This is a genomic window from Ruminococcoides intestinihominis (assembly GCF_040096285.1).
Lineage (GTDB): Bacteria > Bacillota > Clostridia > Oscillospirales > Acutalibacteraceae > Ruminococcoides > Ruminococcoides intestinihominis.
Genome location: NZ_JBBMEY010000020.1, coordinates 16,981 through 39,267, shown reverse-complemented (window position 1 = coordinate 39,267; position 22,287 = coordinate 16,981). Strand labels below are relative to the sequence as shown.

Here is a 22,287-nt window from a genome sequence, read left to right as displayed (position 1 = left end):
AGAAGGAGTTTGTTTTTTATACTCATCGCTAAAGCTTTTTTGAACCCCCGATACAATCGGGGGTTTTCGTTATACAATCAAAAATGCACACCATAAAATGATGTGCATTTAAGTTTAAATATTTAAATTTATTTTGTGCGACCAATATCAGTTCTATAATGTGCACCCTCAAAAGAGATTTTCTTTACTGCATTATAAGCATTGTTAAGTGCATCATCAAGAGTTTTACCACTGGCAGTAACACCTAGAACTCTACCACCGTTTGTGTAGAATTTGCCGTTTTCATACTTTGTACCGGCGTGATATACTGTTGCACCTTCAACTTGACCTTTATCATCAAGTCCAAACATTTCAATACCTTTTTTGTATGATTCAGGGTAACCACCACTTGCCATAACAACACAAGCAGTTGGTTCATCTGACCATTCAATATTGATTTCATCTAGTCTTTCGTCAATAATTGCATCACAAATATCAACTAAATCTGTCTTTAGTCTTGGAAGTACAACCTGTGCTTCAGGGTCACCAAAACGAGCATTATATTCAATTACCTTTGGACCTTTTGGTGTCATCATTAAGCCAAAGTATAGACAACCCTTAAATGGTCTGCCCTCTGCTTTCATAGCATTTATTGTTGGAATAAAGATTTCTTCCATACACTGCTTAGCAAGTTCATCAGTATAGTAAGGGTTTGGACTGATTGTACCCATACCACCTGTGTTTAAACCTTCGTCATTGTCATATGCTCTCTTATGGTCCTTTGAACTAACCATAGGTTTAACTGTCTTACCGTCTGTAAAGGATAGAACAGAAACTTCAGGGCCTGTTAGGAACTCTTCAATAACAATGTTGTTACCGGAAGAACCAAACTTCTTGTCCTCCATAATTGTCTTAATTGCTTCTACTGCATCTTCAACAGTTTGACAAATAAGAACACCCTTACCAAGTGCCAAGCCATCAGCCTTTACAACACATGGTGCCATATTATTTTCTTTAACCCAAGCAATTGCCTTTTCTGAGTCATCAAAAACTTCATACTGAGCAGTTGGGATATTGTACTTTTTCATTAGGTTCTTAGAGAAAACCTTTGATGCTTCAATAATAGCAGCCTTTGCATTTGGACCAAATGCACGAATACCGGCTTCTTCGCAAGCATCTACCATACCGTCTGCAAGTGGGTCATCAGGAGCAACAAAAACCATATCAATGTTATTGTCTTTTGCAAAAGCTACCATTTTTTCTTTATCCATTACAGGAATATCAACAACTTCTGCATCTCTTGAAATACCACCGTTACCGGGAGCACAATAAAGCTTTTCTACCTTATCACTTTCAAGTAACTTTTTGATTAGGGCATGTTCTCTACCACCGGAACCAACCATTAATATTTTCATTTAAGTCACCTCATTAATGATGGAATAGTCTAATACCTGTAAAGCACATTGTCATATTGTACTTATTACAAGTATCAATTACATTATCATCACGAATTGAGCCACCAGGCTGTGCAACATACTGAACGCCACTTCTCTTGGCTCTTTCGATATTATCACCAAATGGGAAGAATGCATCACTACCTAGAGAAACACCTGAGAATGTGCTTAACCATTCTTTCTTTTCTTCTCTTGAAAGTGGTTCAGGCTTTTCAGTAAAGAACTGTTCCCATGTGCCGTCTGCTAGTACATCTTCGTAATCATCAGAAATATAAACATCAATTGTGTTATCTCTGTCAGGTCTTCTGATATCTTCCTTGAAAGGTAGGTTTAGACACTTTGGATGCTGACGAAGGTACCAAATATCTGCCTTATTACCGGCTAGACGAGTACAGTGAATTCTTGACTGCTGGCCTGCACCAACACCGATAGCCTGACCGTCTTTTGCATAGCAAACTGAATTTGACTGTGTATATTTTAGAGTGATTAAAGCAATAAGTAAATCTCTCTTTGCTTCTTCAGGAAGTTCCTTATTATCTGTGATAATATTCTTTGTTAAGAATTCTTCATCAATCTTTAGTTCGTTTCTGCCCTGCTGGAAAGTAACACCAAATACATCCTTATATTCCTGTGGAGCAGGTGTATAGTTAGGGTCAATCTTAACAATGTTATAGTTACCACGCTTTTTAGTCTTTAGAATTTCAAGTGCTTCGTCAGTATAACCAGGAGCAATGATACCGTCAGATACTTCTCTCTTTAGCAGTAAAGCAGTTTCCTTATCACATACATCAGAAAGTGCTGCCCAGTCACCGTAAGAACTCATTCTGTCAGCACCTCTGGCCTTTGCATAGGCTGATGCTAATGGTGAAAGTTCTAGGTCATCTACAAAGTAGATTTTCTTTAGTGTATCTGAAAGTTCTGTTGCAACAGCAGCACCTGCAGGAGAAACATGCTTAAATGATGCAGCAGCAGGTAGGCCTGTAGCAGCCTTTAGTTCCTTAACTAACTGCCAACTGTTGAAAGCATCCAAAAAGTTAATATAACCCGGTTTACCGTTTAGAACTTCGATTGGAAGGTCACTATCGTCTTTCATAAAAATTCTTGATGGTTTCTGGTTAGGGTTACAACCATACTTTAGTTCAAGTTCGTGCATAGTAATTCTCCTTATTTATTTTTATTAATAATTCTTGATGTTGCTTTACCTGTTGCAATATCAATATATCTTACGAATAGAGATACTTTGTTATCTTCGTTAAGGGCATTCCATACCTTATTAGTAAATGTATCAATATCATCATTATTAACATCTACAAGAGTTGGTTCGCCTTCATAGCTTGGTAGTGGATTACCGTCATTCATATATGTATGAATAAATCTACCCTTACCGGCTAGTGGGTTTTCATAAGAATAAGTAAATCTTAGTGAAGAATTAGGATCACCGTCATCACTCTTTAGAATAGACATATTCATATCCATTTTGCCATCGTTAATTTCGATAATGCCTGAAATTCTTGGTGTATAGTTAGGACCATCAGGTTCAAACTCTCTAGTGCGAAGTGACTGTTCAAAAGCCTGACCGTCTTTCATTAGGTCATAAACAGTATCTGTCTGGTCACCATTTGTAACGATAGTCTTGTTACCAAGCACTCTAACAGGTGCATAGATAATTAGTGAAGGGTCTGTTAGTTTGCTTTCATCAAAAGCCTGTGTACGGATGCCTTCACCTTCTTCAACAAAAACTCTGTTACGGCTGTTTTCACTTCTACCCATAATAAAGTATGTGATTACAGCATTTTTACCGTCAGCAGTTCTGCCTAGCATAATGCCTCTGCCGGGATATGCGTTACTCTGAAGATCTTTCTCAAATGATATTGCTTTCACTATAAAGTACCTCTCATTCTGAAATTATTGTTTTGTTATCTTCTACTTTTATTTTGTCACTGCAAAATAATTCTACTGAAAGTGGAAGTATCTTCCACTCTACATTTTCCATAATTCTTCTTTGTAAAATTTCCGGTGTATCATCATTTTTAACTTCAACAGACTTTTGCATAATGATAGGGCCACCATCACACTCTTCTGTTACAAAATGAGTTGTTGCACCTGAAATTTTAACACCCTTTTTTAGTGCTTCTTCGTGAACCTTTAGTCCGTAAAAACCTTCACCACAGAAACTTGGAATTAGGGCTGGATGAATATTGATAATTCTGTTTGCAAAGGCTGAAATCACCTCATGTCCTAAAATAGTCATAAAACCGGCTAGGACAACAAGGTCAGCACCTTTGCTCTTTAACAATTCTGTTAAAGCTGAATCATATTCATCAAATGTATCAAAATCTTTTCTTCTGATAACATCAGTATCTATATTATTATTTTTTGCTCTTTCCAGTGCATAGGCATTAGGATTAGAAGAAATTACTGTTGTAATCTTGCCACTTTTGATGATACCTGATTTTTCAGCATCAATAAGTGCCTGTAAATTAGTGCCACCACCGGAAACTAAAACAACTATATTCTTCATTATTCAAAAATAACTCCGTCATTACCTTCAACTAGTTCACCAAGAACTACTGCATCTTCACCGTAAGCCTTTAGAGTTTCAACTGCCTTATCAGCATTTTCCTTAGCAACTGCAACAATCATACCGATACCCATATTAAATGTATTGAACATATCATGTTCAGGAATGTTGCCAACTCTCTGAATTACCTTGAAGATTGGAAGTACAGGAACTGCATCTTTCTTAATCTTAGCAGTTAGACCGTCACTTAACATTCTAGGAATGTTTTCATAGAAACCACCACCGGTAATGTGAGAAATAGCCTTTACATCAACTTTGCTGATTAGGTCTAGAATAGGCTTAACATAAATCTTTGTTGGAGTTAGAAGTGTTTCACCTAGAGGCTTATCTAGTTCAGGGTATTCGTTATGGATTGTGTTTTCATCAATACCAAATACCTTTCTTACAAGTGAGAAACCATTTGAATGAACACCACTTGATGGTAAACCGATAAGTACATCACCAGCTGTTAGTTTACTACCGTCAATGATTTTCTTCTTATCAACAATACCTACTGAGAAACCTGCAACATCATATTCATCAACAGGATAGAAACCAGGCATTTCAGCAGTTTCACCACCAACTAGTGCTGAATAAGACATTTCACAACCATCAGCAATACCTGATACAATTTGTGCTACCTTTTCAGGAACATTCTTTCCAACTGCGATGTAATCTAGGAAAAACATTGGCTTTGCACCACAACATACAACATCATTAACGCACATTGCAACTGCATCAATACCGATTGTATCGTGCTTATCAAGTAAGAAAGCAAGTTTTAGCTTTGTACCAACACCATCAGTACCACTTACTAGGATTGGTTCTTCCATACCTTTCATATCAGGAGCAAATAGACCACCAAAACCACCGATGCCTGAAACAACACCTGATGTTTTTGTTCTCTTAACATGCTCTTTCATTAATTCAACTGCTTTGTAACCTGCTGTTACATCAACACCTGCATTCTTATAACTTTCTGAAAAACTATTTTTCATAATACACCTCTTATTTGGAAAGTTTTATTTTCTTGCTGAATTTATCAACATAGTTTTCTTTTGGTACCGGACCTGTGTAATTACCTGTGAAACAAGCATCACAAACAGAAATACCGTTTTCGTTAGAGATTTTTCTTAGGCTTTCAATGCTTAAGAAACCTAATGAATCTGAACCTACAAAATTCTGTAGTTCCTCAACTGTCATTAGGTTGGCAATCATATTCTTCTCAGTATGTAAATCTGAACCATAATAACAAGAATATTTTAGTGGTGGTGAAGAAATTCTCATATGAACTTCAGCAGCACCTGCCTCTCTAAGCAATTTAACAATGTGACTTGCTGTACTACCATGAACAATTGAGTCGTCAATAATAACAACCTTCTTGCCTCTTACCTTATGCTTTAATACATTTAGTCGCATCATTAGTAGTCGTTCTTTCTTAGTATTTTTCATTGAAGAAAGGCTACGACCTATATATTTATTTTTAACAAAAACTGCACTGTAAGGAATACCGGATTCTTCTGCATAACCTTGGGCAGCTTCATTACCTGAGTCAGGAACACCACAAACAAGGTCAGCCTCTACAGGGAAGTCCCTTGCAAGTTCCTTACCGAATTCTTTTCTTACTGCGTGAACAGGACCACAATCAAGGATACTGTCAGGTCTAGCAATATAAACATATTCAAATACGCATAAAGCAGACTTCTTTGGCTTTTCAATCATATATGAATGGAAGCCGTCTTCGTCAATAACAACCATTTCACCAGGCTTTACATGACGAATAAACTGTGCACCGATTGAGTCAAATGCACAACTTTCAGATGCTACAACATAGCTTTGACCCAGTTTACCTACGCATAATGGACGGAAACCATAAGGGTCTCTTACTGCAATTAACTTACTTGGTGAAGTAAGAACAAATGAATAAGCACCTTCAATTTTATTACAAGCATTTTTAACTGCATCTTCAATAGTTTCACTATTTACTCTTTCTGTTGCAATAACATAAGCAATAAGTTCTGCATTTGAGAAAGACTGGAAAATAGCTCCACCCTCTTCAAGGTTCTTTCTAATTTCAGCAAAATTAGTAATTGAACCATTATGACAAATTGCAAGTGAACCTTGAATATATCTAATAACAAGCGGCTGAGAACCGGCTCTGTCAAGTGCTTGATATGGAGTATATCTAACATGAGCAATAGCAATCTTACCGTCAGTACCCAATTCTTCCATAGCTTGATTAGTCAGCACTTCTGAAACCATACCAACATCTTTGATTGACTTAAAATTGCCATCATTGTTTACTGCAATACCGGCACTTTCTTGACCACGATGTTGAAGTGCATAGAGGGCATCTCTTGAGATTGAAGCAACATCTACTTCATCATCCATCTTATAGATACCGAACACACCACATTCTTCGTGAACTTTTTCATTATAAAAATCTAGGGAATTATTTTTCAAATTTCATCAACCTTACTCTGAATATCTTTATCCTTAGAAACAACTGTTTCAGCCATTTTCTTTCGGTTATCAACTAACTTCTGTGCTAAAGTTTCATCTGATAGTGCTAACATTTGGATTGCAAGAATTGCAGCATTCGCAGCACCATTAACAGCAACAGTAGCAACAGGAATACCTGTTGGCATCATAACTGTAGCAAGTAAAGCGTCCATACCGTCAAAACAAGGACCTTTACAAGGAATACCGATAACAGGAAGTGTTGTATTAGCAGCAAGAACACCACCTAAATGAGCAGCCATACCGGCAGCAGCAATAATAACACCAAAGCCATTCTCAATTGCATTCTTAGCAAATTCAGATGCTTCGTCAGGTGTTCTGTGAGCTGACATAACATGAACTTCAAAAGGAACTTCGTAATCTTTCAACTGTTTAATAGCTTTTGAAACAATTGGAAAATCGCTATCAGAACCCATAATAATTGCAACTTTTTTCATAATGATCACCTTTCGTTACAAAAATTAACTAGTAAAAACAAGTGTATTTTTATTAGCTACATAATTTTACTTTTTAATTATACCCAAAAATCAAATTAAATTCAATAGATATAGACTATTTTTTGACAGTATGATACTACATTTCTGCAATTTTCAATATAAATCATATACTAATCAAGAAGAATAATGTATCTTAATGTATAATTATGTATGAACAAACTATAAATATAAAAAACGAGCTACCTAAAATAGGTAGCTCCGGTTATTATTTGTTATCGTTAGAGATAATTTCCTTAATAGCAGTTGCAGCAGTTGCAAGTGGCTTAATATCTGATGGAATAATAATCTTTGTAGACTGACCATCGGCAACTTTTTGGAATGTTTCGTAACTCTTTAGTTGTAGTACTTCTTCAATTGGCTTTGCTTCATTTAGAAGTTTTAGAGCATCAGCCTGAGCCTTTTGAACTAGCATAATAGCTTCAGCTTCACCCTGAGCCTCTCTAACCTTTGATTCCTTAATTGCATCAGCTTTTAGGATTGTTGATTCCTTTAGACCTTCTGCCTTTAGGATTTGGCTCTTCTTCTCACCTTCAGCTTCAAGAATTTTTGCTCTTCTTTCTCTTTCAGCTTTCATCTGCTTTTCCATTGCATCCTGAATTTCTTTTGGTGGAAGAATATTCTTTAGTTCAACTCTGATTACACGAATACCCCAAGGGTCTGTTGCAGTATCCAGAATTGTACGGATTTTATCATTGATAGTATCTCTTGAAGTTAGAGTTGCATCAAGTTCCAAATCACCGATAATATTTCTTAAAGTTGTAGCAGTTAGATTTTCAATAGCTGACAGTGGTCTTTCAACACCATAAGTATATAACTTAGGGTCAGTAATAGCAAAGTAAACTACTGTATCAATCTGCATAGTAACATTATCTTTTGTAATAACCGGTTGTGGTGGGAAATCTACAACCTGTTCTTTTAGTGAAAGTTTCTTAGCTATACGGTCAACAAATGGTACTTTCAGGTGTAAACCTGTGTTCCATGTTGTTTGGTAAGTACCAAGTCTTTCAATAACATAAGCATGAGCTTGTGGTACGATTTTGATATTTTTTACGATTACGATAACTATTGCAATGATAATTGCTGCAATAATCACTAGCTTTACTATTGGATCCATAATTTACTCCTTTACCGGTGAAACAATTAGTTTTACACCTTTAATATTCTTTACTATAACTACACTATCTGTAGGAATTACTGAGCCGTCATCACTTGTAGCAGACCACACAGTGCCTTTTAGGTTTACAAGTCCTACACCTAGGGTGTTATTAATTTCTTCTTTTACTACACCTTTCATTCCAATATATCTATCGGAATTAGTCGGTAATTTCTTGGTTCTTGTGATTTTCTTTACAATAGGTTTTGTGGCTATTAGTGTTGCAACAGAAATAACTATAAACAGAATTATTTGTAACCAAATATTTTCAGGTACAAAAATTGAAACTATTGCAGAAACAACTGCTCCCAAAACAAACCATATAGACACAAGCTGATAAGTTACACCCTCAATAATAGCCATAAAGAGTGCTATACCAAACCATATATAAGGCATCATTTCCAATTCGACAACCTCCTTTTAGAAAATTATATCACAAGTAAAATAGTCGAGTCAACAAAAAACACTACACATTTCATATATTTTGTGTTATAATAATTATAGAACTTATGGAAGAAGGTGACTCTATGTCCTTTGATACATTTGATGAAGGAATTAATCCCGGTGGAATGAGAAGTAAGAATGAAATTAGAATACTGATTTGTTATTTAATTAAGTCTGTAAAAGCTCCGGTTAGCAAAGAATTGATTTTGGAGTCACTACAAAAAGATGGACTTGCTAATTACTTTGAAGCTAGTGCTTGTTTTGATGATTTAGTCAAAAACAGACATATTACTGTTAATGGCAACAACAAATACACACTTACAGAAGATGGTATGATGATTGCCACTCAGCTTGAGGATTCCTTGGCTTATACAGTAAAGGAAAAGGCCTTTCACTGTGTAATGATGTTACTTGAAAAAGAAAAGACTGAAAGAGAAAACAAGGTTGAAATTGTTAAAAATGAAAGAGGATACAATGTAAAATGCTCTATCACAAGTGAGGAGCTGACTATTCTTTCTCTTGAATTTTATGTTCCGGACTATGAACAAGCAAAGTTAGTTAAAAAGAACTTTAGGAAAAATCCGGAATTACTATATAAGACTACAATTTCAGTATTATCAAAACAGAAGGATTTATTAACCGACACACTAAAAGACCTAGAAATGTTGTCATAACAAATTTAGGAAAAGTAAAAGTGCTACTGCCGGAACTCCACCACCTGCTGAAACTCCAACAGTAAACATACTGATTGGTATATGTACTTGGGTTATTACAGAGGTTACATTTACTAAAAACAGTGCAGAAAGCCCTATAATCATACTACCAAAAGCCCTTAATAAGGGCTTTTTATTTTTGCCTAATTTATGTAAAACAGCAAGAATAATTAAGATAATAACAAGCATAGAAAGTAGATAATAGTCCATAAAATCACCACAAAATAAAAAATACCGATGGAACTTGTCCATCGGTAAATTATATGCATTATATTACTCGCTTATTACTTAAAGTTAGCAATAATATCAAGAACGATAACAAATACTACGAAACCTGCTGCGAAAACCTTTGTCCATCTTGATAGGAATGAATCCCAACTTCTTGCCTTGTTCTTAGAGAAGAAAGAATCAGCTGCACCGGTGATAACACCTAGACCCTGCTGGTTGCCTTCCTGTAGAACAACAACTAGAATAATTAGTACACAAAATAGAATAAGTAATGCACCAAGGATATAACTAACTACGCCCATTTCAACTCACCTTTCATTAGAATTAATCAGTCTTTTAGAAAATAATAACACAAAACCATTTAAAAATCAAGTATAATTTTTTATTTTAACCTTATAAAATAGAAAGTTGTTCGTTGCCACTATCTTCTTCAGTTAAAAAAGCACCTAAAGCCGGTAGTGTTTTGGTTCTGTATCGTGATGGCTTTGAGAACAAGCCATCAGTATATTCTTCTAGTTTTTCAAGGTACTGACCTTTTTTCATTCGCATTACAGCGACACCTTGAGTATTCTTTGTATTCTTTAAGTTTATTACACCAGTATGGATAAGCAGAACTCTGCCACCTGATGAAGTTAACATTAATTCCTTGTCTTCATCAAGCCACATTACATCAGAAAGTGGTGACTTATCTGAATAAGCACTAACAAGTTTCTTACGGTTAGTCTTTGTATAATAAGCATTCATAGGTACTTTTGCAAGTTTACCGTTTTCAAATGCAAATACAAACATACCGTTGTAGTCCTTTGTAACAAACATTTTCAGTGGGACTTCTCCTTCATCCATTTGAAGTTTAGCCGGTACATAATCACCCAGTACACTTGCCTTTGTATCATCAAAGTCTGAGGCTTTGCTCTTATAAACCTGACACTTATTAGTAAAGAATAACAGTTCAGCAGTATTGGTAGACTCATAGTGCTGAATCATCATATCCCCTTCCTTTAGCTTTTGTTCACTGCTCATACGAAGTGACTGAGGAGTAATTTTCTTGAAATAACCCTCTTTACTAAAGAATAGGTTTACAGGATAATCAGGTACTTCTTCAACATATGACTCATTACTTTCATCAACATTGTACAGTAATTCGGAAACTCTGTCTTTGCCGTATTTATCACCAACATTCTTTAGTTCCTTAACTATGATAGTCTTTACTCTCTGTTTACTTGCTAAAATTGCTTCCAGCTCTGCAATATCCTTTTCAAGACTTTTGATTTCTTCAATTCTCTTTAGGATATATTCTTTATTTAAATGTCTTAGTTTAATTTCTGCAACATATTCAGCCTGAGTTTCATCAATGCCGAAACCTATCATTAGGTTAGGTACAACTTCACTTTCTTCTTCAGTTCCTCTGACAATTTTTACTGCCTTATCAATATCAAGTAAAATTGCCTTTAGACCTTTTAGAAGATGAAGTTTCTCTTGCTTTTTGTTTAAATCAAAATATGTTCTTCTTCTTACACATTCAACTCTAAATGCTATCCATTCATTAAGAAGTTCTCTAACACCCATTACTCTTGGTACACCGGCTATTAGCACATTAAAGTTACAACTAAAACTATCCTGTAATGTTGTAAGTTTAAATAACTTCATCATTAGCTTTTCAGGGTCAGTACCACGTTTTAGGTCGATTGTGATTTTTAGACCGTCAAGACCTGTTTCATCACGAATATCGGCAACTTCCTTAACTTTGCCTTGCTTAGACAAATCAATAATTTTTTCAATAATTACTTCACAAGAAGTTGATGGTGGAATTGAGAAAATATCAATACAGTTATTTGCTTTATCATACTGATACTTTGCTCTAACCTTGATACCACCACGACCGGTTTCATAAATTTTCTTAATGGCACTTTCGTCATAGATAATCTGTCCACCACCAATAAAGTCGGGTGCAGGTAAGGTTGACATAATGTCATGGTCTTTATCACGAATAAGTGCTGCTGTAGTTTCACAAACTTCACGCAAGTTAAATGAACAAATGTTAGACGCCATACCTACGGCAATACCTGTATTTGCATTAACAAGTACAGATGGAAAAGTTGCCGGTAAAAGCGAAGGCTCTTTCATTGTATTATCGTAGTTATCTACAAAGTCAACTGTATCTTTATCAATATCCTTAAAAAGTTCATTACAGATTGGGTCAAGTTTTGCTTCAGTATATCTTGATGCAGCCCATGCCATATCTCTACTGTAGAACTTACCGAAGTTACCCTTTGAGTCAACATATGGATGTAAAAGTGCTTCATAACCTCGTGATAATCTAACCATTGTATCATAGATAGCTGAGTCACCATGAGGATTAAGTTTCATTGTTGCACCAACAATATTAGCTGACTTTGTTCTCTTACCTGTTAAAAGTCCCATTTTGTACATTGTGTAAAGTAGCTTTCTATGAGATGGTTTAAATCCGTCAATTTCAGGAATTGCTCTGGACATAATAACACTCATTGCATAAGGCATATAGTTTTCTTCAATAGTTGATGCAATCTTTTGCTCTACTACTTCACCTGCACCGTCAATTACACCGTCAATCTTAGGTAATTGAGGAGCTTTTGGCTCTTTCTTCTTTCTTGCCACAGTAACTCACCTCCTTAACTTAAATCTAAGTTATCTACATATTCAGCACCATGGTTTACAATATAGTCTTTTCTACCTTGTAAATTGTCACCTAGTAGAATATCAAACATTTCTGCTGTACGCTTTACATCATCCGGCATAACCTTAATAAGTCTTCTTGTTGCCGGATTCATTGTAGTTAGGTTCATCATTTCAGGTTCGTTTTCACCAAGACCTTTACTACGCTGAACGGTAAACTTTTCTTTGCCGATTTCTTTAATATACTTTTCTTTCTCTGCCTCGGTATAAGCAAAATAAACCTTTTTCTTTGTTGTAATTTCGTAAAGAGGTGATTCTGCTATAAATACCTTGCCTTCTTCAATTAGTGTTGGTGTAAGTCTATACACCATAGTAAGTAAAAGTGTTCTAATCTGGAAACCGTCAACATCGGCATCAGTACAAAAAATAATTCGTTTCCATCTTAGTAAATTCATATCAAAAGTAGCTAAGTCCTTATTTGCTTTTGACTTAACTTCAACACCACAACCCAAAACTTTTAGCAAGTCGGTAATAATGTCACTTTTGAAAATTTTATTTAAATCTGCTTTTAGGCAGTTAAGTATCTTACCTCTTATAGGCATAATTGCTTGGAAGTTTGGATCTCTTGCTTGTTTACAAGCACCTAAAGCTGAGTCACCTTCCACTATGAATAATTCTCTTTCAGAATTATCTTTACTTCTGCAGTCAACAAATTTTGCTACTCTGTTTGTCATATCAAGAGAACTTGTTAAGTTCTTCTTAATTCTAACTCTTGTTTTTTCGGCATCTTCTCTACTTCTCTTGTTAATAAGAACCTGATTACAGATTTTCTCTGCTTCAAGTGGTGTTTCGATAAAGTAGATTTCAAGTTCATGACGCAAAAACTCAACCATTGCATCTTGGATACCTTTATTTGTAATAGCCTTTTTAGTTTGGTTTTCGTAAGAAGTCATACTGGAGAAACTGGAGATTACAATTACAAGACAATCTTCTACATCTTCAAAAGTAATTTTCTTTTCGTTCTTAGTATATTTACCGTTATTCTTTAACCATTGGTCAATCTGATATACAAAAGCATTTTTAACTGCCTTTTCAGGTGCACCACCATATTCCAAATAACTTGAGTTGTGGTAATATTCGTGCATAGAAACCTTGTTTGAAAATGCAACTGCAATTGTCATTTTGCATTTATATTCAGGTTTATCTTTTCTGTCACGAACCTTTTGTTCTGTTGACCATGTTTGAGTTGTTGAAAGGCCTTGATCACCTACTACTTCATTTACATAGTCGGTGATACCGTTTTCATACTTAAACTCTGTTACTTCAAACTTACCATTTACTTGGTTTCTGAAAACAAAGTTTACACCTGCATTTACAATTGACTGTTTCTTTATTACATCTAAGAAATAGTCAGCTGTAATATTTATATCTGTGAAAACTTCTAAATCAGGTTTCCACTTGATGATTGTACCGGTATCCTTCTTGTCATATTTTTCTTTATGAAGTCCACCGACATTCTCACCTTTTTCAAAATGAAGGGTAAATTTCTGCCCATCTCTACGGATATTTACATCCATATATTCTGATGAATACTGAGTTGAACAAAGACCTAAACCATTTAAACCTAGAGAAAACTCATAGTTTTCACCGTCATTGTTGTTGTATTTACCACCGGCATACAGTTCACAAAATACTAGTTCCCAGTTATATCTTTCTTCATTCTTGTTGTAATCAACAGGAATACCTCTACCATGGTCCTCAATCTGAATTGAGCCATCGGCAAACTTTGTAACTATTATTTCGTTACCATAGCCTTCTCTAGCTTCATCTATGGAGTTAGAAAGTATTTCAAAGACTGAATGGCAACAGCCCTCTATACCATCAGAACCAAAAATAACAGCAGGTCTTTTTCGTACTCTATCGGCACCTTTTAAAGAACTGATACTGTCATTTCCGTATTCTTGTGTCTTTTTCTTTGCCACTTAATCTTCTCCCTTCAATTTATTGATTTTATCTCTAATATAGGCAGCATGTTCAAATTCAAGCAACTTTGCTGCTGCTTTCATTTCTTTTGTTAACTGCTCGATAAGTTTCTTCTTTTCACCCTTAGTTAGCTTTTTACTGTTAAAGTCTTTTTCTTCTTTACGGGTACTGATTTCCAGAACATCAGCAACCTTTTTCTTAATAGTCTTAGGTGTAATGTTGTGGTCTTTGTTATACTGTTGCTGAATTTCTCTTCTACGGGTAGTTTCTCTTATTGCTGACTCCATAGAAGGTGTTACTGTATCAGCATACATAATAACCTTACCTTCACTGTTTCTTGCTGCTCTGCCTATTGTCTGAATTAAACTGCGTTCTGAACGAAGGAAACCTTCCTTATCAGCATCTAGGATAGCAACTAGAGAAACTTCCGGAATATCAAGGCCTTCACGAAGTAGGTTGATACCAACAAGTACATCAAACTCACCCAAACGCAAGTCCCTAATAATTTCCATTCTTTCAACAGTATCTATATCATGGTGCATATATCGCACCCTAATATCCATTTGTTCAAAATAATCAGTTAAGTCCTCAGCCATTTTCTTGGTTAAGGTAGTAACTAATGTTCTTTCATTCTTTTCTGTTCTAATATTTATTTCAGAAATCAAGTCATCTAGCTGACCTTCAGTTGGTCTTACATCAATTTCAGGGTCAAGCAGACCTGTTGGTCGGATAATTTGTTCTGCAACCACACTACTTTTTTCAAGTTCTAAGTCACCAGGTGTTGCTGACACAAAGCAGACTTGATTTATTCTATCATAAAATTCATCAAAATTTAAAGGACGGTTGTCATAAGCTGACGGTAATCTGAATCCATAATCAATAAGACTTTTCTTTCTTGAAAGGTTACCACCATACATACCTCTAACCTGAGGTAAAGTTACATGGCTTTCATCAACAAAAAGCAGAAAATCTTTCGGAAAATAATCCAGCAAAGTAAATGGGGCTGTACCCTTCTCTAGTCCGGATAAAACACTTGTATAGTTTTCAATACCGGTACAAAATCCGATTTCTTGGAGCATTTCAATATCGTATCTTGTTCTTTGTTCAAGTCGTTGAGCCTCTAGGAGTTTACCCTCACTTCTGAAATATTCCAGTCTCTCGTCAAGTTCTTTTTCTATTCTTGCAATAGCCGGTTCCATCTTTTCTTTAGGAACAATGTAGTGAGATGCAGGGTAAATTGCAACATGCTTTAGAATAGAATTCAGTTCACCTGTTAGTGGGTTAATTTCGGATATTCTATCAATTTCATCACCAAAATATTCTACTCTTATAATATAGTCGGAAGATGCAGCAGGGAAAATTTCTATTGTATCGCCCTTTACCCTAAATTTATTTCTGGTAAAGTTAATGTCGTTTCTCTCATATTGCAGTTCTACTAACTTTGCAACAAGTTCTTCCATTGGTTTTTCCATTCCCGGTCTAAGGGAAATAACCATATTACGGTAATCTATAGGGTTACCTAAGCTATAAATGCAAGAAACTGAGGCAACAATAATAACATCTCGTCTTTCGGATAGTGCTAAAGTTGCACTATGTCTGAGTTTGTCGATTTCGTCATTAATGCTACTATCCTTTTCAATATAAGTATCGGTTGATGGCACATAGGCTTCAGGTTGGTAGTAGTCATAGTAGGATACAAAATATTCTACTGCATTATCAGGGAAAAATTCTTTAAACTCTGAGCATAGCTGGGCTGCTAAAGTTTTGTTATGGGCTAAAATCAAAGTAGGTCTGTTTACCTTTTCAATAACATTAGCCATTGTGAAAGTTTTACCTGAACCTGTTACACCTAAAAGTGTTTGTTCTTTGTTGCCGTTTTCGATACTCTTTACTAATGTATCAATAGCTTGTGGCTGGTCACCTGTTGGTTTATATTCAGATTTAAGTTTAAAATCCATAAAACTCAATCATCCTTTAAATAAAAAATACTACCTGTCAGTTCACTTTCGGCAAGTGAAATACAATCATTATCTGCAACTATAATATGGTCAATTAAATGTGAACCTATTAAGTCAAGGGTAGTAATTAAATTTTTTGTGATAATTATATCTTCCTTTGATGGAAAAGCCACACCACTTGGGTGATTATGGGCAACTACTGCTGTATGAGCGTTATAATTCATAACAAGTTCAACAATTTTACGAACAGGCATTTCTGAACTTGTGAAAGAACCTCTTGCTACACTGCCAAAGAAAAGTTCTTTGCCCTTTGAATCCATCAACAATAAATATACTTCTTCAGAATCCTTGCCAATATACTTAGGTAAAAAATAATCACCTAAATGTTCCAAATCAATAATCTTATCGGCATTGTTATGTTTATCGCTAATGTAAATACGAGTAAACTCAGGAATCATCTTGATAAGTATTGCAGTATGCTCACTTACTCCACACTCCATAATAGTGTTGATTGGAGAGTCACAAAGAGCAGAAAAAGAACCAAACTTATTTAACAGCTTGTGTGCAATACCGTTTGTATCTTTCCTTGGACAAGCATAGTAAAGTAGCATTTCAAGTTGTTCGTGTTGTTCAAAAATTTCCAAAGTACCGGCATCAAGAAACTTTTTCTTCATTCTTGAACGATGGTTTGCATGTACATTTTCATTCGCCATATGAATCACCAAAGCATAATTTCTCACAATATTCTACATCATAATAATGTATCACAACATATTGTGATAGGTCAATTATAATTACACAACTGTAATCTTAAATTTATGATTTATTAAATAATTTTCTATATTTTATGGGGATTTTTAAGCATATTAAATTAAAAAATAAGCCATAAAACCTTAAACAAGGAATTATGGCATTTATGATTTATTCACTTATATTCATTAGCATTGACAGATATGAAGTATTGATTGTGTCTTTCATTGAGTAACCTAACTTTAGCAATAGGTTTTCTAATACTTCTAATGATTTTTCTTTTTCAGAATTATTTTCCACTATAATTTCTAATTCCAAATAATCACCTAAGCCTTTAACAGTATCCACACAAGCAGTTATATTGTTGTTTTTTAGGTATTGTCTTTCCTTTACAAGTGGTGGTACTGACTTAAAGCCTATATTTTCTAAAATTTCCTTAACAATTTTAGAGTCTTTCACTTCAGTTTCAAGTTCTTTTCTTGACATAGAAATATTGTCTAGCTTTGCACCTTTATATGTAATAACCGATTTAGTTTCATTTGTAGATTTATTAAGTACATTTCTTATTCTCAATGCCTCATCAAGTGAAATAAAATCGTGATGCGATGAAGTAAAGTAAGTGTCGGTTTCTACCACTAAACTTGACTTTGTGAAATTTAGATTTTCTAATTTATCAATAATTTCTTCTTTACCGGAAATTTTTACTTTTAATTCAACTTCAATACTCATATTACTTTGCCCAAGTTACTTTGTCTTTGTCACCTGTATAATCAAACTTACCATCATTCTTTTCTTCCAATGCTTTTATCATATGATAGGTAAATTCATTATAAGGTGTTTTAATATTTAGTTCTTTTCCCATACGAATTAATGCACCTGAAAACATATCAATCTCTGTATGTTTTTTTGCATCTAAGTCTTGTAATGTGGAATATCTTGCTGAGGCAGGTACTGCACTGCCTCTCTTTGATAGTTCTCCAGACTTATTAATATCAATCCCCTTTGATGTTGCTATAGTTTCAAGTTCATTTCTTAAACCGTCACTAATAGCTTTCATATGGATACTGTCTTCATAACAACCTACACCTGCACCTAAAATCGCTTGTGGTAAATTGTTACACACATTAAGTCTAAACTTTGCCCACATTTCTTCTAATATATAATCGGTATATCTATAGTGAAGTCCTGTGTTGCTAAATAGTTCTTCAATAGCCTTTACTCTTTCACTATAATATGGTTCTTCTGTTTCACCAAAAATTATACCTAGTGTGGTTTCAGGATTAAAGCAGTAACCGTTATTTTCTTTATGAGAAGCAACTTTAATAAATGAATGGATAACATTTTTCTTGCCTATTTCTGCTGAAATAATTTCTTCACTATCAACACCATTCATCAAACTCATAACAACAGTATTTTCATTAACTGCACTTGCAATTGTTTTTACTGCATTTTGTAATGAATTGTACTTTAATGCTACTATTAATAAATCAATATCCTTTTCTGTTGATGACCACACATTAGGATAATACTTTTCACTATTAATAGTAATACCTTTCTTTAGTCTTTCTGCTCTTTCACCCTCAGTTATAACACCAAGTTGGATATTATCTTTCTGTGAAAGTCCCCAAATTACATATGAGCCAACTGCTCCTGCACCAAGGACTGCTACTTTCTTTATTTTCATATTTTTTCAACCTTATCTTTAATAAACTAAAATTAGTATAAACTTATTTAATAATATGGTCAATAAAAATTATCTGGCAATAAAAAATAAAGTATGATATAATAGCCTAGCAAAAGAAAGAAGGTTAATATGGATTATTCACAAATTTTAGCTAAAGAATTTAACATTAAAGAACAATACGCAACTAATATTATTAGTTTGCTTGATGAGGGAAATACAATTCCGTTTATTGCAAGATACCGTAAAGAAATGCATGGTTCTATGGATGACCAGTTAATAAGAGAATTTTCTGAAAAATTGGAGTATCTACGCAACCTTGATAAGCGTAGAGAAGAAATTAGAAACCTTATTAATGAACAAGAAAAGTTAACTGATGAAATTTCTGTTTCACTTGATAAGGCAGTTACACTTAGTGAACTTGAGGATATTTACAGACCATTTAAGCCAAAGAGAAAAACCAGAGCATCTATTGCTAAGGAAAAAGGTCTTGAACCACTTGCTATTGAAATACTTTTACAAGATAGCAAATTTAACCCTAATAAGTCAGCAGAAAAATATGTAAATGCTGAAAAAGGTGTTGAAAGTGTAGAAGATGCTATTAATGGTGCTAAGGACATTATTGCTGAACAGATTTCCGATAATTCAAAAATCAGAAAGACTATCAGAAAAATGCTAAACAACTATGGCACAGTAGTTTCTGTTGCAAGTGATAAGGACAAGGACAGTGTTTATAGGTCATACTATGAATACAGTGAACCTGTAAAGAAAATTGCTGACCACAGACTTCTTGCTATTAACAGAGGTGAGAAAGATGGTTTCTTAAAGGTATCTATTCAATGTGATGATGAAAAGTTTATTGAATATATCAACAATGAAACTATCAACTACAAAAATGACTTATGTACTGACATTATCAAAGAAGCCGGTGCTGACGCTTATCAGCGACTTATTTTTCCATCTATTGAGAGAGAAATTCGTTCTGCTTTAACTGAAAATGCTTGTGAAAACTCAATGAAGGTTTTTGCAATTAATTTAAAGCAGTTACTAATGCAACCACCTGTTAAAGGTAAAACTGTACTTGGACTTGACCCTGGTTACAGAACAGGTTGTAAAGTTGCAGTTGTTGATGAAACAGGTAAGGTACTTGACACAACAGTTATCTACCCTACTCACGGTGAATTTAAGGTTAAGCAATCTAAGGAAAAAATTATTCAGTTAATCAAGAAATATGATGTAGATATTATTTCTATCGGTAACGGTACTGCAAGTAAAGAAACTGAAATGTTTGCAGTTGATGTTATTAGGGACTGTGGCAAAGATGTTAAGTATATGGTAGTTAGTGAGGCCGGTGCATCTGTTTATTCTGCATCTAAACTTGCTGCTAAAGAACTTCCTGAACTTGACCTTACACTAAGAAGTGCCGTTTCTATTGCAAGAAGAATTCAAGATCCACTTGCTGAACTGGTAAAAATTGAGCCTAAGGCAATTGGTGTTGGTCAATATCAACATGATATGCCACAAAAAAGACTTGCTGAAACACTTGACGGTGTTGTTGAAAACTGTGTTAACTCAGTAGGTGCTGACCTAAATACTGCTTCACCTGCATTACTTTCTAGAGTTGCCGGTCTTAATGCTACTGTATGCAACAACATTGTAAAATACAGAGAAGAAAACGGTGCATTCTCTTCAAGAAGTGAACTAAAGAAAGTACCTAAACTTGGTCCTAAGGCATTTGAGCAATGTGCCGGTTTCCTTAGAGTTGCTGAAAGTAAAAATCCATTTGACAACACAGGTGTTCACCCTGAAAGTTATAGTAATGCAAAAGAACTGCTAAAGACACTTGACTACAGTGACAAAGATATTAAATCCGGTGACTACTCTGATTTATCAGCTAGAGTAATGAACTTTGGCAGTAAGAAACTTGCTGACATTGTTGAAATCGGATTACCTACACTTGACGATATTGTAAAGGAACTTTCTAAACCCGGACGTGACCCTAGAGATGAACTTCCTGCACCTATGCTAAGAAGTGATGTACTTGACATTAAGGACTTAAAGGAAGGTATGGAACTTAAGGGTACTGTAAGAAATGTAATTGACTTTGGTGCATTTATTGACATTGGTGTGCATCAAGACGGACTTGTACATATTTCTCAAATCTGTGATAAGTACATTAAGCATCCATCAGAGGTGCTAAAAGTCGGTGACATTGTAAAGGTAAAAATTCTTTCTGTTGAACCTGAAAAGAATAGAATTGCTTTAACTATGAAGTTTTGATTTGTGTTGTCAATTTACTTGTGGGTCAAGAAAAATTTTTATACAAAAAATATCATTAAAAGACTAAGAAACTGCTAAAATCTAGCAGTTTCTTTTGTTATGTAATAATATTATTTTATTAGATAATGCTGATTAACCTATCTATTTGTTAACAATATTACCGTTACTATCTACTTTTTTAGGGAAAAAAGTACATACTCTCCACTGGGCATCGGTTTTAAAACCGGTGTCATAACCGATGCCCTTATATGTGTACTAAAGCTAATTTAACTAAGGAAATTAACTTTAGTTCCATAGGGTACGACTATTGTTTATTTGAATAGTCGTACTTAATTTTTACTGCTTTTACATCTGACCAAGGACTATACTGAGGATAATAATAACTAGCAAAAGTTATTTGTGAATATTTTACATTTCTACTATTATAAGGTTCAACATCATAAGTTACACCATGGGTTTTTAATCTACATCTAAAATAATATGTTTTTCCTTTTTTCAAACTTGTCAAATACTCATTTGAAGTAAAAGTTTTATATTTCTTAAATTTTGTTGTTTCACTATATTGAACAATAAATTTTTCTTTTGCTCCCTCATACAGAACATTATCATAATAAGCAGTAACACCATATTTTTCTTGTGTTACTACAACTTTAGGCTTTGTAGGTTTAATATCATAATCTAAGTAAGAAACACCATAGAATTTACCTTTACCGATAATCATTGCATATGCTTTACCCGGATTAATATTGTTTACATATTTAACGGTATAATCTCTATTAGGTTTTAGAACCTGTTTACCCCTTTTTATAGTAAACTTAATATTCCTTTCTTTACCGTTAAACCTCATATAACGGTCACCACCGGAAGTTTTATACTTCTTATCAACATTATACTTAAATCCGTATGTTCCAAGAAAAGCAATATCTCCATAAACATTTCCTTTTATAGAATAATCAAGCCCACATTGTCTTGCGTAAGACTCTGCCCTTGAACCACCATCACATACAATCAATGAATTAAAATCATAAGTTACATTATACATACTAGCGTTATGTTTTACATAACCATACAAACCTTTAATATATGTTATTGTCTTTGGTATTTTGATTTTTCTGAACTGATAACCCCATCCTTTATCCTCTAACACTAACTTTTTTACTATGTGTCCGTTAAGTTTAGATGGTATTTTCCAATATTTAACTGCATAATCATGGTTATTACTTTCGTAAGTTGGACCATAATAATTTATTATTGTCGCATAACCGTTTTTATCTAATGTATAGTAACAATTATTACTTTTATATACTTTAGATTTTGCACTAACTGTTGGTACTATAGATACTACAGAAATAGCCATTACCAATGTTAACATTATAGCTAATAATTTTTTCATAAAATCACACTCCTCTATTTGTTAACAACTTTACCGTTACTA

General features: G+C 34.3%; 20 protein-coding genes. 2 read left to right on the top strand and 18 right to left on the bottom strand.

All coding sequences use genetic code 11. The features are described 5' to 3' along the window. Positions 1 to 128 precede the first annotated feature (128 nt). From purD to WMO18_RS06620, 9 genes are all read right to left on the bottom strand, one after another. On the bottom strand, positions 129 to 1,394 hold the full coding sequence (gene purD, locus WMO18_RS06660; RefSeq protein WP_211147866.1) for a phosphoribosylamine--glycine ligase: 1,266 nt from the start codon (positions 1,392 to 1,394) through the stop codon (positions 129 to 131). A gap of 13 nt (positions 1,395 to 1,407) precedes the next feature. Further along, complete coding sequence (locus WMO18_RS06655; RefSeq protein ID WP_211147865.1) at positions 1,408 to 2,586, bottom strand: phosphoribosylaminoimidazolecarboxamide formyltransferase; 1,179 nt, start codon at positions 2,584 to 2,586, stop codon at positions 1,408 to 1,410. Between the two features lie 11 nt (positions 2,587 to 2,597). Continuing rightward, complete coding sequence (locus tag WMO18_RS06650; RefSeq protein ID WP_211147864.1) at positions 2,598 to 3,314, bottom strand: IMP cyclohydrolase; 717 nt, start codon at positions 3,312 to 3,314, stop codon at positions 2,598 to 2,600. A gap of 13 nt (positions 3,315 to 3,327) precedes the next feature. Next, a complete protein-coding gene (gene purN / locus WMO18_RS06645; protein ID WP_211147863.1) occupies positions 3,328 to 3,954 on the bottom strand; it encodes a phosphoribosylglycinamide formyltransferase in 627 nt (208 codons plus the stop codon). Continuing rightward, positions 3,954 to 4,991 (bottom strand): phosphoribosylformylglycinamidine cyclo-ligase, encoded by a 1,038-nt coding sequence (purM, locus tag WMO18_RS06640; protein ID WP_211147862.1) that lies wholly within the window; start codon positions 4,989 to 4,991, stop codon positions 3,954 to 3,956. Before purM ends, purN begins: the two co-directional genes overlap by 1 nt. A 10-nt stretch (positions 4,992 to 5,001) precedes the next feature. Continuing rightward, on the bottom strand, positions 5,002 to 6,456 hold the full coding sequence (gene purF, locus WMO18_RS06635; RefSeq protein WP_248004692.1) for an amidophosphoribosyltransferase: 1,455 nt from the start codon (positions 6,454 to 6,456) through the stop codon (positions 5,002 to 5,004). Beyond that, positions 6,453 to 6,950, bottom strand: a complete 498-nt coding sequence (gene purE / locus WMO18_RS06630; protein WP_211147861.1) for a 5-(carboxyamino)imidazole ribonucleotide mutase — start codon at positions 6,948 to 6,950, stop codon at positions 6,453 to 6,455. The genes purF and purE overlap by 4 nt, the downstream gene beginning before the upstream one ends. Before the next feature lie 265 nt (positions 6,951 to 7,215). Then, the gene (locus WMO18_RS06625; protein WP_022506250.1) at positions 7,216 to 8,124 is read right to left on the bottom strand and encodes an SPFH domain-containing protein; all 909 of its coding nucleotides are present in this window, start codon (positions 8,122 to 8,124) and stop codon (positions 7,216 to 7,218) included. A gap of 3 nt (positions 8,125 to 8,127) precedes the next feature. Continuing rightward, positions 8,128 to 8,562 carry an NfeD family protein gene (locus tag WMO18_RS06620; RefSeq protein ID WP_211147860.1) on the bottom strand — a complete coding sequence of 145 codons (435 nt, stop codon included), beginning with the start codon at positions 8,560 to 8,562 and terminating at the stop codon, positions 8,128 to 8,130. Between the two features lie 128 nt (positions 8,563 to 8,690). Here WMO18_RS06620 and WMO18_RS06615 point away from each other — a divergent pair, with 128 nt between their 5' ends. Next, positions 8,691 to 9,281: a DUF4364 family protein gene (locus WMO18_RS06615; RefSeq protein ID WP_211147859.1), complete on the top strand. Its 591-nt coding sequence runs from the start codon at positions 8,691 to 8,693 to the stop codon at positions 9,279 to 9,281. On the opposite strand, the gene WMO18_RS06610 is transcribed toward WMO18_RS06615, so the two are convergent. From WMO18_RS06610 to WMO18_RS06575, 8 genes are all read right to left on the bottom strand, one after another. After that, positions 9,276 to 9,530, bottom strand: a complete 255-nt coding sequence (locus WMO18_RS06610) for a pro-sigmaK processing inhibitor BofA family protein (protein WP_138157666.1) — start codon at positions 9,528 to 9,530, stop codon at positions 9,276 to 9,278. The two genes, WMO18_RS06615 and WMO18_RS06610, sit on opposite strands and share 6 nt — an antisense overlap. 74 nt (positions 9,531 to 9,604) lie before the next feature. Continuing rightward, positions 9,605 to 9,850, bottom strand: coding sequence for a preprotein translocase subunit SecG (secG, locus tag WMO18_RS06605; protein WP_211147858.1), 246 nt, complete (start codon positions 9,848 to 9,850; stop codon positions 9,605 to 9,607). A 91-nt stretch (positions 9,851 to 9,941) separates the two neighbouring features. Then, positions 9,942 to 12,182 (bottom strand): DNA gyrase subunit A, encoded by a 2,241-nt coding sequence (locus tag WMO18_RS06600; protein WP_211147857.1) that lies wholly within the window; start codon positions 12,180 to 12,182, stop codon positions 9,942 to 9,944. Positions 12,183 to 12,196: 14 nt separating this feature from the next. Further along, on the bottom strand, positions 12,197 to 14,182 hold the full coding sequence (locus WMO18_RS06595) for a DNA gyrase/topoisomerase IV subunit B (RefSeq protein WP_211147856.1): 1,986 nt from the start codon (positions 14,180 to 14,182) through the stop codon (positions 12,197 to 12,199). Then, positions 14,183 to 16,141 carry an excinuclease ABC subunit UvrB gene (uvrB, locus tag WMO18_RS06590; RefSeq protein WP_211147855.1) on the bottom strand — a complete coding sequence of 653 codons (1,959 nt, stop codon included), beginning with the start codon at positions 16,139 to 16,141 and terminating at the stop codon, positions 14,183 to 14,185. It lies immediately after the preceding gene. A 5-nt stretch (positions 16,142 to 16,146) separates the two neighbouring features. Further along, positions 16,147 to 16,854, bottom strand: a complete 708-nt coding sequence (locus tag WMO18_RS06585) for a JAB domain-containing protein (protein ID WP_022506258.1) — start codon at positions 16,852 to 16,854, stop codon at positions 16,147 to 16,149. A 208-nt stretch (positions 16,855 to 17,062) separates the two neighbouring features. After that, complete coding sequence (gene cyaB, locus WMO18_RS06580) at positions 17,063 to 17,620, bottom strand: class IV adenylate cyclase (RefSeq protein ID WP_367286468.1); 558 nt, start codon at positions 17,618 to 17,620, stop codon at positions 17,063 to 17,065. A 1-nt stretch (position 17,621) separates the two neighbouring features. Beyond that, a complete protein-coding gene (locus WMO18_RS06575) occupies positions 17,622 to 18,575 on the bottom strand; it encodes a ketopantoate reductase family protein (RefSeq protein WP_211148516.1) in 954 nt (317 codons plus the stop codon). A gap of 129 nt (positions 18,576 to 18,704) precedes the next feature. Between WMO18_RS06575 and WMO18_RS06570 the strand changes: the two genes are divergently transcribed. Continuing rightward, positions 18,705 to 20,852, top strand: coding sequence for a Tex family protein (locus WMO18_RS06570; RefSeq protein ID WP_211148515.1), 2,148 nt, complete (start codon positions 18,705 to 18,707; stop codon positions 20,850 to 20,852). Positions 20,853 to 21,156: 304 nt separating this feature from the next. Here WMO18_RS06570 and WMO18_RS06565 read toward each other — a convergent pair whose 3' ends face one another. Then, positions 21,157 to 22,245, bottom strand: a complete 1,089-nt coding sequence (locus WMO18_RS06565; protein ID WP_329980080.1) for a hypothetical protein — start codon at positions 22,243 to 22,245, stop codon at positions 21,157 to 21,159. Between the last annotated feature and the right edge of the window lie 42 nt (positions 22,246 to 22,287).

Bases quoted from the DNA above. Each gene is read 5' to 3' on its own strand.
- cyaB (WP_367286468.1), bottom strand. From the start codon at position 17,620: ATGAGTATTGAAGTTGAATTAAAAGTAAAAATTTCCGGTAAAGAAGAA.
- WMO18_RS06610 (WP_138157666.1), bottom strand. From the start codon at position 9,530: ATGGACTATTATCTACTTTCTATGCTTGTTATTATCTTAATTATTCTT.
- WMO18_RS06620 (WP_211147860.1), bottom strand. From the start codon at position 8,562: ATGATGCCTTATATATGGTTTGGTATAGCACTCTTTATGGCTATTATT.
- WMO18_RS06570 (WP_211148515.1), top strand. From the start codon at position 18,705: ATGGATTATTCACAAATTTTAGCTAAAGAATTTAACATTAAAGAACAA.
- purN (WP_211147863.1), bottom strand. From the start codon at position 3,954: ATGAAGAATATAGTTGTTTTAGTTTCCGGTGGTGGCACTAATTTACAG.
- WMO18_RS06585 (WP_022506258.1), bottom strand. From the start codon at position 16,854: ATGGCGAATGAAAATGTACATGCAAACCATCGTTCAAGAATGAAGAAA.
- WMO18_RS06565 (WP_329980080.1), bottom strand. From the start codon at position 22,245: ATGAAAAAATTATTAGCTATAATGTTAACATTGGTAATGGCTATTTCT.
- purD (WP_211147866.1), bottom strand. From the start codon at position 1,394: ATGAAAATATTAATGGTTGGTTCCGGTGGTAGAGAACATGCCCTAATC.
- purM (WP_211147862.1), bottom strand. From the start codon at position 4,991: ATGAAAAATAGTTTTTCAGAAAGTTATAAGAATGCAGGTGTTGATGTA.
- WMO18_RS06615 (WP_211147859.1), top strand. From the start codon at position 8,691: ATGTCCTTTGATACATTTGATGAAGGAATTAATCCCGGTGGAATGAGA.
- purE (WP_211147861.1), bottom strand. From the start codon at position 6,950: ATGAAAAAAGTTGCAATTATTATGGGTTCTGATAGCGATTTTCCAATT.
- uvrB (WP_211147855.1), bottom strand. From the start codon at position 16,141: ATGGATTTTAAACTTAAATCTGAATATAAACCAACAGGTGACCAGCCA.
- WMO18_RS06575 (WP_211148516.1), bottom strand. From the start codon at position 18,575: ATGAAAATAAAGAAAGTAGCAGTCCTTGGTGCAGGAGCAGTTGGCTCA.
- WMO18_RS06625 (WP_022506250.1), bottom strand. From the start codon at position 8,124: ATGGATCCAATAGTAAAGCTAGTGATTATTGCAGCAATTATCATTGCA.
- secG (WP_211147858.1), bottom strand. From the start codon at position 9,850: ATGGGCGTAGTTAGTTATATCCTTGGTGCATTACTTATTCTATTTTGT.
- WMO18_RS06655 (WP_211147865.1), bottom strand. From the start codon at position 2,586: ATGCACGAACTTGAACTAAAGTATGGTTGTAACCCTAACCAGAAACCA.